This window comes from Pseudomonas sp. MF6767 (assembly GCF_016405475.1).
Lineage (GTDB): Bacteria > Pseudomonadota > Gammaproteobacteria > Pseudomonadales > Pseudomonadaceae > Aquipseudomonas > Aquipseudomonas paracarnis.
The window spans coordinates 91,888-104,048 of sequence record NZ_JAEKCY010000020.1 but is presented as its reverse complement, the minus strand read 5'-3'; the positions used below and the strand labels follow the sequence as shown (position 1 = coordinate 104,048).

The 12,161-nt window shown below is 58.0% G+C and carries 8 protein-coding genes and 2 rRNA genes; 5 read left to right on the top strand and 5 right to left on the bottom strand.

The genetic code is table 11. The features are described 5' to 3' along the window. The 3 genes from rrf (JFT58_RS24775) to JFT58_RS24765 all read left to right on the top strand — a co-directional run. Positions 1 to 110 (top strand): 5S ribosomal RNA (gene rrf, locus JFT58_RS24775); the annotation flags it as partial. 109 nt (positions 111 to 219) lie between these two features. Continuing rightward, positions 220 to 335 (top strand): 5S ribosomal RNA (rrf, locus tag JFT58_RS24770). Between the two features lie 274 nt (positions 336 to 609). Beyond that, a complete protein-coding gene (locus JFT58_RS24765; protein WP_034125396.1) occupies positions 610 to 2,490 on the top strand; it encodes a methyl-accepting chemotaxis protein in 1,881 nt (626 codons plus the stop codon). Positions 2,491 to 2,553: 63 nt separating this feature from the next. Here JFT58_RS24765 and JFT58_RS24760 read toward each other — a convergent pair whose 3' ends face one another. From JFT58_RS24760 to JFT58_RS24745, 4 genes are all read right to left on the bottom strand, one after another. Continuing rightward, entirely contained in the window at positions 2,554 to 5,931 is a 3,378-nt protein-coding gene (locus tag JFT58_RS24760) for an amino acid adenylation domain-containing protein (protein ID WP_054899076.1), read from the bottom strand. Beyond that, complete coding sequence (locus JFT58_RS24755) at positions 5,928 to 6,875, bottom strand: diiron oxygenase (RefSeq protein WP_034125398.1); 948 nt, start codon at positions 6,873 to 6,875, stop codon at positions 5,928 to 5,930. The genes JFT58_RS24760 and JFT58_RS24755 overlap by 4 nt, the downstream gene beginning before the upstream one ends. After that, complete coding sequence (locus JFT58_RS24750) at positions 6,872 to 7,630, bottom strand: DUF3050 domain-containing protein (protein WP_054899075.1); 759 nt, start codon at positions 7,628 to 7,630, stop codon at positions 6,872 to 6,874. The genes JFT58_RS24755 and JFT58_RS24750 overlap by 4 nt, the downstream gene beginning before the upstream one ends. A 373-nt stretch (positions 7,631 to 8,003) precedes the next feature. Next, positions 8,004 to 8,714 carry a GntR family transcriptional regulator gene (locus tag JFT58_RS24745; protein WP_096143747.1) on the bottom strand — a complete coding sequence of 237 codons (711 nt, stop codon included), beginning with the start codon at positions 8,712 to 8,714 and terminating at the stop codon, positions 8,004 to 8,006. Positions 8,715 to 9,032: 318 nt separating this feature from the next. Here JFT58_RS24745 and lapG point away from each other — a divergent pair, with 318 nt between their 5' ends. Continuing rightward, positions 9,033 to 9,656: a cysteine protease LapG gene (lapG, locus tag JFT58_RS24740; RefSeq protein WP_371264164.1), complete on the top strand. Its 624-nt coding sequence runs from the start codon at positions 9,033 to 9,035 to the stop codon at positions 9,654 to 9,656. A 14-nt stretch (positions 9,657 to 9,670) separates the two neighbouring features. Further along, positions 9,671 to 11,617, top strand: a complete 1,947-nt coding sequence (lapD, locus tag JFT58_RS24735; protein WP_034125402.1) for a cyclic di-GMP receptor LapD — start codon at positions 9,671 to 9,673, stop codon at positions 11,615 to 11,617. Positions 11,618 to 11,740: 123 nt separating this feature from the next. Here the strand turns inward: lapD and JFT58_RS24730 are convergent, their stop codons facing one another. After that, positions 11,741 to 12,079 (bottom strand): hypothetical protein, encoded by a 339-nt coding sequence (locus tag JFT58_RS24730; protein WP_054896857.1) that lies wholly within the window; start codon positions 12,077 to 12,079, stop codon positions 11,741 to 11,743. Between the last annotated feature and the right edge of the window lie 82 nt (positions 12,080 to 12,161).

Sequence of the window (12,161 nt, the reverse complement as noted above, 5' to 3'; positions counted from 1 at the left end):
GACCATAGAGCATTGGAACCACCTGATCCCATCCCGAACTCAGCAGTGAAACGATGCATCGCCGATGGTAGTGTGGGGTTTCCCCATGTGAGAGTAGGTCATCGTCAAGATTAAATTCCAAAACCCCTGTCTGCTAACGCAGACAGGGGTTTTGTTTATGTAGAAGCTCATGAATTTCACCGGCACGTTGCCAACGCAACGGTCTGGTACACAGAATTTCTTGACGACCATAGAGCATTGGAACCACCTGATCCCATCCCGAACTCAGCAGTGAAACGATGCATCGCCGATGGTAGTGTGGGGTTTCCCCATGTGAGAGTAGGTCATCGTCAAGATTGAATTCCGAAACCCCTGTCTGCTAACGCAGACAGGGGTTTTGTCGTTTAGGGCGGCCCACCGCAGCAAATCTGCCTTACGGCTACCGCCTGTCGGTTTCCTACGTTAAAAGAAGATGCTTCTCACAAATTCCTAAGATTTGTCGAAGTTTGGCCGAAAGCCTGACGAGCCATGCGTGCACCGAAATAGAGCGACCGCAGAGTCCGCCTATCCCGATACATGGAATGTTCCACTCGGCACGCTCACCCCCCTTTGGCAAAAGAAGTCGATGAAATGAATCTCAAGTTCAGTCATAAAATTCTGTTGGCCGCGTCAGGCGTCGTGGTTTTAGCCTTCGCGTTATTTACCCTCTACAACGACTACCTGCAGCGCAGCACCATCAGGCAAAACCTTACGTCGTCCATCCAGCAATCCGGCGAGCTCACCGCCAGCAGTGTGCAGAACTGGCTCAGTGGTCGCATCCTGGTCCTCGAGAACCTGGCGCAGAACGTTGCCCACCAGGGCAGCGCCGCCGACCTCCCAGGTTTGGTCGATCAGCCAGCATTCACCACCAATTTCCAGTTCACCTATGTAGGTCAAACCAATGGGGTATTCACACAGCGCCCTGACGCGAAGATGCCTGACGACTACGACCCCCGTCAGCGCCCTTGGTACAAGCAAGCAGTAGTGGCGGACAAAACCATGCTTACTCCGCCTTATATGGCGGCTGTGGGCGGTCAGATCGTGACAATTGCCATGCCGGTGAAAAAGAATGGCGAGTTGTTGGGTGTTGTCGGTGGTGACCTGAGCCTGCAGACACTGGTGAAGATCATCAACTCGGTAGACTTCGGTGGTATCGGCCATGCGTTCCTGGTCAGCGGTGATGGCCAGGTCATCGTCAGTCCGGACCAGGACCAAGTGATGAAGAATCTCAAGGACATCTATCCCGGCACCAACGTGCGCATTGAGAAGCTCAATCAGGACGTTGTCCTCAACGGTCAGGATCGCATCCTTTCCTTCACGCCTATCAGCGGCTTGCCTGGCGCTGACTGGTACATCGGCCTTTCGATCGACAAAGAAAAAGCCTATGCCCCGCTGGGCAAATTCCGTACTTCGGCCTTGATTGCGATGTTGATTGCCGTTGTGGCTATTGCGGTGCTCCTGAGCCTGTTGATTCAAGTACTGTTGCGCCCGTTGACCACCATGGGCGTGGCCATGCAGGACATTGCCCAAGGCGAAGGTGATTTGACCCGACGTCTCGACGTGACCAGCAAAGACGAGTTCGGCGAGGTCGGCAGCGCATTCAACCAGTTCGTCGAGCGAATTCACGCGTCGATTTCCGAGGTGTCTTCGGCAACGCGCCAGGTGCACGATTTGTCCCAGCGTGTGATGGCTTCATCCAATGCGTCGATCATCGGTTCTGACGAACAGAGCGCGCGTACCAACAGCGTGGCCGCAGCCATCAACGAGCTAGGGGCCGCCACCCAGGAAATCGCGCGCAACGCTGCTGACGCGTCCCAGCATGCCAGTGGTGCCAGCGAACAAGCTGACGATGGTCGTAAAGTGGTGGAGCAAACCATTCAGGCGATGTCGGAGCTTTCGCAAAAGATCAGCCTGTCCTGCACTCAGATCGAAACCCTTAATGCCAGTACCGATAACATCGGACACATCCTGGATGTGATCAAAGGCATTTCCCAGCAAACCAACTTGCTCGCCCTAAACGCGGCGATCGAAGCGGCCCGTGCTGGCGAAGCAGGGCGTGGTTTTGCCGTCGTGGCGGATGAAGTGCGCAATTTGGCGCACCGTACCCAGGAGTCGGCAGAAGAAATCCACAAGATGATCACTTCGCTGCAAGTGGGTTCGCGCGAAGCCGTGACCACCATGAACGCCAGCCAGGCTTCCAGCGAAGAAAGCGTCGAAGTCGCCAACCAGGCAGGTGAGCGTCTGGTCAGCGTGACGCAACGTATCGTTGAGATCGATGGCATGAACCAATCCGTCGCGGCCGCCACTGAAGAGCAGACCGCCGTGGTTGAAACCCTCAACGTCGATATCAACCAGATCAACTTGCTGAACCAGCAGGGTGTGGCCAACCTCAACGAGACGCTCAAGGACTGCGATGCGCTGTCCCAGCAGGCCAGCCGACTGAAGCAATTGGTCGATAGCTTCAAGATCTGATCCTGACCGCATCGGAGCGAGGCCTCTCGCTCCGATCGCTTGGTCTCACGTCCAGGGTGCTATTCAGAGGAAACTGATAGCGCTCAGATAGTCGCAGCCTTTGCGTAACAGCGCCTGGCTCTTGGGTGGATAGCACATGCCCATTTTTTCCACGCCCCACCGGGCATTGTCGTAACGGATCATCGATGTGTCACCGATGTCCTCGCCCAGTCCGTCCAGGTAAAAGCCCAGCACTCCGAACAACGCGTTATTGCGGCTCACTTTGCGCAGCGCCCGTTGCCAGTGTTCAATGCTTACTCGGTCAAAAGCGTGCCCAGCCTCGCTGAAGGCGTCGAGATACTGGTCCCAACTCAAGGGCAGTGGGTTGTGCAGGTTGAACACGTTTCGCCCAGGGTCAAAGCGCACGCTGTGGTAGGCGATGAAACGCGCCAGGAAGTCCACCGGCATCAGATCGAAATTGACGTCCAGTCGCGGGACCATCCCTAATTGCAGAGACCCCTTGAGCATCAACATCAAGCGGTTTTTCTGTGGCTGGCAAACGCCGTTCTGGCTGTTGAAGCTGATATTTCCCGGCCGATGAATATTGACCCAGGCCCCTTGCTCGACTGCCCGTCCTAATAGCCGCTCGGCTACCCACTTGGAGAGGTTGTAGCCATTTTTCACATAGAGCGGCAGTGCGCGTCGGGCAGGCGCTTCAAGCACGGACCCGTCGACGTCCACGCTGCTGCAGGCTGACAGCGTCGAGATGAAATTGAGGACCTTCTTGCAATGGGTCTCGCAAAGGCGCAGGCATTCCAGCACCGGCTCGACGTTGTCCTTGGCGAGTGAGGCGTAATCCATCACATGATTGACCTGCGCGGCGTTATGCACCACCACGCCGTAATGACGGGCGAGGTGCTCGTACACGTCGTCGGCCAAGCCCAGGCGAGGTTTACGAATATCGGCGGCGTATACCTGTACTCGGCTCAGGTCCAGATGTTCCAAGCGGTATTCACGCAATGCCTGGGCGAACCTTGTCGCTGCCGAATGGCCGGGCAACTCGCGCACCAGGCACGCCACGTCCTGCGCCCCGCCAGTCAGCAGTGCCTGGACAATATGAACCCCGACAAAGCTGTTCGCGCCGGTGACGATGGCTTTGCGCGAGTCTCCCGCAAGGGTCTCGGGCAGCATCTCGACCTCCAGTGCTCGCGTCGCATCTTGTTCCATCTGGTTGGATGGTGTATCCGGCAGTGCACTGCCATCCATGAGTGCGGCCAATGTGCGGATGGTCGGCGTCTCAAAAAAGGGGCTCAGGCAGAAGCTGCGGCCAAACTGCTCGCGCAGGCGTAGCAACAGGGTCGACAACAGGATGGAGTGGCCACCGAGGTTGAAAAAACTCTCATCAATCGAGAGTTCGCCTGCGGGTAATCCCAGCAGCTCACCCCACACGTCAGCCAGTTGTGCCTGCAAAGGGTCTTGTATGCGACAGCGATCCATCCCGATGGGTATGGGTATTGGCATGGCCAGCAAGGCCTTGCGATCGATCTTGCCGTTATTCGAACGGGGCATGCATGCCAGTTCGCTCCAAGCGCTGGGCTGCATATGCACCGGCAACCACTGTCGAGCATGTTCCTTCAGGCTTGCCAGCGTAGCGCCAGATTCCGGCTGGGCGGCAAAGCCGATGACTCTGTGTGCCGTATCGATCACCACTGCCACTTGGCGAAACAAGCGACTATCGCGCAAGCACTGTTCAATATCCTGAGGCTGAACTCGAAACCCGCGGATCTTGACTTGCTCATCCCTGCGGCCGCCCAGTTCGATGCCCTCTTGCGTCCATTTTGCCAAGTCGCCGCTGCGATAAGCCTGTAGCACTTGGCCATTTGGCAGTGTCAGCGCCACGAACGGATTGTCGGCCCGCGAGAGTGTATTCGAATAACCCAGGCTTACTCCGGGACCGACAATGTACAAGTCGCCCATTACCTGTTCATCCACGGGCTGCAGGTTCTCGTCGAGAATCAGCACCTGGCTGTTAGCGATGGGGAGGCCGATATTGCGATGGCTGTCACCTCGTTGGAATACCCGATGGGTCGCCAACACAGTGGCCTCGGTCGGCCCATAGAGGTTATGCAACTGGCATTGACCGGCCAGTTGTTCGATCACGCAGGGCTCGCAGAAATCACCTCCGGTCAGTAAATGAGTCATGCCCAACGGCTGATCCAGCGGCAGGATGCTGAGCAGTGCCGGTGGCACAAACCCATGAGTGACGCGTTGCTTGCGAATCAGTTCTACCAGTTGCTGAGGGTCGTGACGCTGGTCTGGGCTGGGCACAATCAACTCGGCGCCGGCGATCAATGCAGGGAAAATATCGATCAGTGAAGAATCGAAGCCCAGTGGCGAAAATTGCAGGACGCGACTGTGTTGATCCAACGCCACGCAACTGACGAGCCAGGCCGTGAAATGCGCCAGGTTGTATTGGCTCAGCAGTACCCCCTTGGGCTGGCCCGTCGTACCCGAGGTGAACAGTGCCACGCACGGCTCGTCGGCACGGGGGTGACGGTGCATCAGCGGTTGCGTCATGTCGGCGCTGTGCGCGGCCACCTGGCTCACATCAAGTGAAACGAAACGCTCTCGCAATGGGTGCTGGCCATTCTCCAGCAGCACACAGGCCTTGAGGCTGGTCAGCATGCAGTGCTGGCGTTGCTCCGGGTGGTCAGGCACCAGCGGCAAATACACGGCGCCACAGCCAAGCACCGCGAGAATACTGGCGTACAACTCGGCAGATTTCTCCAGGCATACGCCGACCACTTGTGGAGCCTCGGCATCCTCCAGCAAGGGAAGCAGGCGTTGTTGAATAGCCATGGCTTGTTGCTGGAGCTGCCGATAAGTCAGCGCATGACCGGCGATGTTCAGCACTGTTCGATGCGCGAAGGTATTGAGGCTGGCCTGCAGCCGTTCGATCATGGGCGTTCGGGCCGCGTGCAGTAAGGCAGGGGCCGCCGTGTGGTTGAACCGGTGCATGAAAGCCAAGGCATCCAGCTCTTGCAGGCCCTGTTCAGGCCAGGCGTTAGCAGCGGCCGTTGCCGAGAAATAAGCGGGGTCTCTTGAAAAACCGCAGACCAACAAAGCAGCCCACTCCACCACTGCATTCGTTGCCTGCTGACGCAACCGCTGCCCATTACCGCTGGGCTCCCGGGCAACGTCGTGCACCGTCAGCAGGCGCCGCTCCCGGTCGTAGCAGCGTAACTGTAATGAGGGCAGCCCGTGTTCGCAGAGCGGGCCGATACCCACGCGCAAGCTTAACCATGGCGCACTGGCGGGCGAGGGCGGCAGCGGCTGACTCCCGTCTTCAATAACCAGATCCACAGACCCCGTTCCTGCCACATGCCCATATTGCTCCAGCTCCTGCCTGAGCGCCGCCAGAGCGTTACCGGTACCACGCCACTCGATCTGCAAGCGCCTCATGCCAACCTCCTCGATACGGGCAGGTAGTCGCGCAGGGCTCGTGCCACGCTGGGGGTTTGCAGTACGCCGCTGTGGTGCAGGAGGCCCATGATATTGGCCAGCAGCGGATGTTGGGGGGTGATGGGAAAGTCCAGCGCCTGGATTTCGTCGCGCAGTGCTCGGCGCGTATCGGCACTGATAGCCAAGTGTTCGATCAGTTGCAGATCGAAGTCTTTCTGTAGGTCGTTGGTCAGGTAGTGCGTCAGGAACACGGGCAGGGCTTGAGCAATGTGGTCGCGATCTTCAGAGCTTGCCGATTGCCAGTAGAGGCGCACCAACTGTGTCCAGAACCGCGCATGCCGCCCTTCATCAAACAGATGATCGGCCATCAGGCCGCGGACAGAGGATTTGACGCTGCCATCTTTGGAAAACGCTGCGACGTCATGGGTGACGGTGTTCTCAGCGATGGCGACGCCGATCAACTCTACGGCATCGTGCAAGTATGCCGGTACCTGTGCCTGGGCTGCCGGCAGCGCGCGGCCCAATTCAATTTGCCCGGGTAGATCGAGCGGTTGGATTCCGGTCATCTGCACGGCTTGCTGCAGGAAATCCAGCGCGACCAGCGCGTGGTAATCCTCGTCGACAACGACCGTCATCGCATCGTAGCGGCAGGCGAGCGGGAAGGGCAGGGAGAAGCGATTTTTAGCGATGCTGCGCGCGGTTTTGTCGACGATCTCGGTTTCGAAAATCACCACGTCATTGATGAATTTATAGAAGCTTTGCACCAGCACGAAGTCGCGCCATTGCGGGCAGTGCTTGAGAAAGGTTGCACTCAGCACCAGAGGCTGACGGCACAGGGGGAAGATGAGTTTGTCGTCGTCTTCCAACATCCGCCGGGGGCGTGTGCGGATGGTTGCGCGACGCTCCCAGTCGTCGGCAAAGGATTGGTAATGAGCGGCGTTCACGGACGTACCTCTTGCATCGAGGCCAGTACGTCGTCCCAGAAGGTAATACGACTCTGCACGGCGCCCAGGGCGGCGTTATCGGCCTGTTGCTGACGGCTGGGGTCTGCGTCGACCAGGCGCTGTAGCAACTGTTGCGCCGCGGGCTCGTGATCATCGCTGTCTATTTCGATATGGCGGCTGAGGTAGTGACATAGCGTAGGGGCCTGCCGACCTATGAAAGCATGGCTATGCAAAAGCCTTTCGAACATTGACGGAATCACACACTCTCGGCCATGCAGGAACGCCGCCGCCACACAGTGGGTCGGAGCGCTCAGGGCAATTTGTAAGGTGCTGTCGACGAAGCGGACTACGCCCTGGGGCGCATCGATCATCTGCAAGGCTGCGCTTACCTCCACTCCCTGGCTTTGCAGGTCGATAAAGCGAGTGATTGCGACCGTGCTGGCGCCCACTTCCGTCATTGCGTCCAAGTACAGCTCGAAGTGGCTGCAATAGCCCCGCGTCGGGTGCTCGTCCGACTCTTCCGCCAGCACGATTTCGTTAATCAGGCGGGCAGCGTGCGGGTCAGTGGAGGGGAGCCAGGGCAACTGCATGCAAGTGAGGTCCTGTTGCAGGCGTTTGGTCAGGCTCATGAAATCCCAGACAGCAAATACATGGTGTTTCATGAAGTGTTGTAACTTGCCGAGGCTGGTTATTTCTATAAATAACGGATGATCAAAAAGTTGTCGTTTTTTTTGCGCGAGTGAATGTGGGTACATGGTTGACGCCTATGAGTTGTTGCGAGTGCTCTAAAAGCAGTGTTGAAATATTATAGTTGTGAGTGCGAGAGTAACTTGAGCGCGCCCACGCGCACGGCGAGGCCCTTGCACTAGGCAGACGCAGTGGATGGAAAGGTGTGTCTTGCTGGGAAAAGATAATAAGCTGGTTGAATGTTTGAACCGGTATACAAATGTATTAGATGTTTTTCCCGATATTTATGTGTGTGGTGATTCCCCAGCTATACGTGGGATTTTGCTGCGCGCTGAGTCGGCTCTAATTATGATTTGGTTCTTTGTTTTTTCTGATGGAGCAACAATCCCTGATAAGAAAGTTGCTACATCACCTAAGGATCAAGGGCAAAAGCGAAAAAACCTACTGAGTGGGGTTTTTTTCGGCGCTCTCAAGGCCGCTGAGGTAGGTCGCGATCACCTCCATGCCTCGCATCAAGTGGTTACGCAGCGTCAGGATGCTCTCCTCGACCTTCCTCTGCGCTACCAGGCTCAGCAGTTCGCGGTGATCCTCCTGGGAAGTCTCCCCCAGCCCCATCGCCTCAAGGTTGAAGCGCAGGAAGCGCTCCTCCTCATTCAATCCGTGCTCGACCAAAGTGAGCAGCCGCTGGTTGGGCGCCTTGCCGTACAACACCATGTGAAACAGGCGATTGAGCCGACCAATCTCGGTGTAGTCTTTCTCGCTTTCCAGTGCGTTGATACAGGCCTCAGCTTGAGCAAGGTCCGCGTCGGTGAGCAACGGAATCGACAGGCGCAGGGCCTCGGACTCCAGCAACATGCGCAGGGCATAGGTCTCGGCCGAATTGTCCTCGATCAAGGGAGCAACGACGGCACCCTTGTGAGTCACCACATGCAACAAGGATTGCGCCTCCAGCTGGCGCAACGCTTCGCGTACCGGCATGCGACTGACGCCGAACAGGCTGGCCAGTTCTTGCTGGCGCATGGCGGTGCCACAGGGCAATCGCCCATCAAGGATGGCATTACGCAACGTTTCTTCGATAACGGAGCGCGCAAGATGGGCGGGAATAGGCCCGCTGATTTTGATGCTGCTTAATGGGTTCGGCTTCTGCGTCACGGTTGCGCTATCCTCCTTTCTTGAATAATAGTCTGGCTAATTGGATCCAAAGAACACTAAAGATGGGCCAGGTGCTTGTCAAATAGCCAAAGTTTCCGTTTGTAAGTGCTTACACAGCATACTTTGTGTCTCTCACAAGGGCGGTTATAAAAACGCCGCCTCCTGCGATGATTGCACTGTGCCATTGTTTTTTGTAGGGCCAGGCTTCACCATCCCTGGAAATTCCGTCTCTTTCACGGACTGAACATTTTGGCGGTAAGTTTTAATCCCTATCGACTGCTTTGCTGGCTTTTATCAGCAACTTTACTGGCCGGCCTGATGCTCGGCGGGCTGCGTGCCGATTGGGATTTCTCGCAAATCAGCCGCAAGGCTACCGCCGTCTACGGGCCTTTGGGTCAAGGCCAGCAGCGTATCGACGCCTGGCAGCGGTTATTGGTGAGCGAAAAACAGGTCAGCGAGCAGGAGCAGCTCAAGGTCGTCAATTTGTTCTTCAACAAGCAAATGACCTACGTGGAAGACATCGATCTCTGGCACGTTGTGGATTACTGGGAGACGCCCGTCGAGGCACTCTGGAAAGGTGCTGGTGACTGTGAAGACTACGCCATCGCAAAATATTTCAGTTTGCGTCACCTGGGCGTGTCCAGCGACAAGTTGCGCATTACCTACGTCAAGGCCCTGCGGCAGAATCGGGCGCACATGGTCCTGACTTATTATTCGAGCCCCGACGCCGTCCCACTGGTGCTCGACAGCCTGATGGATGAGATCCTGCCGGCTACCCGTCGCACCGACCTGGTCCCGGTGTACTCATTCAACGCCGAGGGGTTGTACTTGCCTGGTGCCAAAGGCAACAAAAAAGTCGGTGATACCAAACGCTTGTCGCGCTGGCAGGATGTGTTGAGAAAAATGCGTGCGGAAGGCTTCCCAGCCGAGCCTGCCAACTAGGAGTAACTGATCGGATGTCTCTGTTCAAACAGCTATTGATCGCAATCTGTCTGTTCCTGGTGGTCGCCTTCAGCGGCAGCTTCATGGTCAGCCTGGAAAGCTCGCGCACCCAATACGTCAACCAATTGCGCTCCCACGCCCAGGATGCCGCGACGGCATTGGCGCTGTCGCTCACCCCGAATATCGATGACCCAGCCATGGTGGAGCTGTTGGTCAGCTCGATCTTCGACAGCGGTTACTATGCCAGCATCCGCGTCGTGGACCTGGCCACCGACAAAACCATCGTCGAGCGCAGCGGTATTCCCGACAACAACGGCGTGCCCAACTGGTTCGTCAAGCTGATCGGACTGGAGCCGGCGGGCGGTGATGCCCTGGTCAGCCGTGGCTGGGAACAGGCCGCACGGGTAGAAGTGGTCAGCCATCCGATGTTCGCCCTGGCCAAGCTCTGGCAAAGCGCCCTGGGTAGCCTGGGCTGGTTGCTCTTGTGCGGTGCGGTCAGCGTGGTGCTCGGTGGGCTGCTGCTGCGCCGGCAATTGAAGCCGTTGGACTATATGGTCAAACAGTCCCACGCCATTGCCCGCCGCGAGTTCCTCAGCCTGCCTGACTTGCCCCGCACGCCTGAACTGCGGCGGGTGGTGCAGGCCATGAACCAGATGGTGGAAAAGCTCAAGGCGCTGTTCCAGGAACAGGCCGAGCGTAGCGAAAAACTGCGCACCGAATCCTATCAGGACAACCTCACCGGCCTCGCCAACCGCCGTTATTTCGAGATGCAGCTCAACGCCCGCGTCAGTAACCCGGAAGAGACCAACTCCGGCTACCTTCTGCTGCTGCGGGTCAAGGACCTGGCCGGCCTCAACCAGCGCCTGGGTGGCCAGCGCACCGACCAGTTACTGCAAGCGGTTGGCGAACAACTACTGCGCCAGTGCGCGCCGTACCCGGAAACCCATAACCTCGTCACCCGTATTCGTGGCGGTGAGTTCGCCGTGCTGGCGCCGGGGTTGATGCGTGAAGAAGCGATGCAGCTGGCGCAAAACCTGGAAAGCACTTTGCTCAGCCTGCAAGCGACCGGCGCCAGTGACGTTACGCCGGTCGCCTATATCGGCCTGGCGCCGTTCAGCCATGGCGACGCGCCCCAAGCCCTGCTGACCCTGGCCGACCAGGCCCTGGCCCAGGCCCAAGCGCAGGGCGACACCAGTTGGGTGTGCCTGGACCGCAGCGCCGCCGCCAGCGTGGGAGACGATCACCATGCCTGGCACACCTTGTTGGACCAGGCCCTGACCCAGCAGCGCTTCCAGCTGTACTTCCAGCCGGTTGTCGCCAGCCAGGACCCACAATTGGTCTTGCATTACAAGGTACTGTCGCGCTTGCAGGACGAAGACGGCCACACCATACCGGCCGGGCGCTTCCTGCCGTGGCTTGAGCGCTTTGGTTGGTCCGCCCGCCTGGACCGCCTGATGCTGGAGCAGGTGCTCAAGCAGATGGCCAGCCACACCGAGAACCTGGCGCTGAATCTTTCGGCCGCAACCTTGCAAGATACCCAGGCCCTGAACCGCGTTTATGACCTGCTACGCCAGCACAGCAACCTGGGCCCGCGCCTCACCCTGGAGATTGGTGAGGAGCAACTGCCTGAGCAGCCCGTGCTGGAACAGATGACCCAGCGCCTGCGCGAACTGGGCTTCTCCCTCAGCCTGCAACGTTTCGGTGGGCGGTTCAGCATCATCGGCAACCTGGCGCGCCTGGGCTTGGCGTACCTGAAGATCGACGGCAGCTACATTCGCGCCATCGACCAGGAAAGCGACAAGCGCCTGTTTATCGAGGCCATCCAGCGAGCGGCCCATAGCATCGACCTGCCGTTGATTGCCGAACGTGTAGAGACCGAGGGCGAACTGAAGGTGATTCGTGAGATGGGGATTTTCGGCGTGCAGGGCCAACTGTTTGGCGAGCCCGCGCCCTGGAAATAATTCACCTGTAGGAGCGAGCTTGCTCGCGAAGATCGCCAACAATAACGCGCAAAACCTGATGCCCCGTGGCGATTTCAGTTTTTCGCGAGCAAGCTCGCTCCTACAGGGGTAGGAGCGGTTGGATTAAATCAATCCTTTCTCGTCATCATCGATCAACTGGCTCAACCCACCCAACGCTTCCCTCGCCTGGTTACGGTCCATCAACTTGGCCTGGGCTGCCGGCGGCAGGTCGGTCACGCTGATCACCCCCTTGCGGGTCAGCACCTGGATCAAGTCATCCAGCACCCGGATCATCTCAAAGTCGCTCTGCTTGAGCTGGGCCAGGCTGGTTTCCACCACTTCGTTGGCGTACCAGGCCTGTATCTCATGGTGATCGGCCGGCAGGGTTTCAGTGGATTCGGTAAAGGCAGCGGCCTCTACGCGAACCAGCGCGCCCTGTGCATCACGTTGCACGTAAAACATAACAACCCCTCGAAAATGCGCCACAGGCGTTCAACAGCATAGGTCAACGCTGCGTGTATGGGCGTGAGTATGCGATGCGCCG

Excerpts from the sequence above, each read along its gene's own strand:
- JFT58_RS24765 (WP_034125396.1), top strand. The coding sequence starts at position 610 with ATGAATCTCAAGTTCAGTCATAAAATTCTGTTGGCCGCGTCAGGCGTC.
- lapG (WP_371264164.1), top strand. The coding sequence starts at position 9,033 with ATGCTCGGCGGGCTGCGTGCCGATTGGGATTTCTCGCAAATCAGCCGC.
- JFT58_RS24750 (WP_054899075.1), bottom strand. The coding sequence starts at position 7,630 with ATGTACCCACATTCACTCGCGCAAAAAAAACGACAACTTTTTGATCAT.
- lapD (WP_034125402.1), top strand. The coding sequence starts at position 9,671 with ATGTCTCTGTTCAAACAGCTATTGATCGCAATCTGTCTGTTCCTGGTG.
- JFT58_RS24760 (WP_054899076.1), bottom strand. The coding sequence starts at position 5,931 with ATGAGGCGCTTGCAGATCGAGTGGCGTGGTACCGGTAACGCTCTGGCG.
- JFT58_RS24730 (WP_054896857.1), bottom strand. The coding sequence starts at position 12,079 with ATGTTTTACGTGCAACGTGATGCACAGGGCGCGCTGGTTCGCGTAGAG.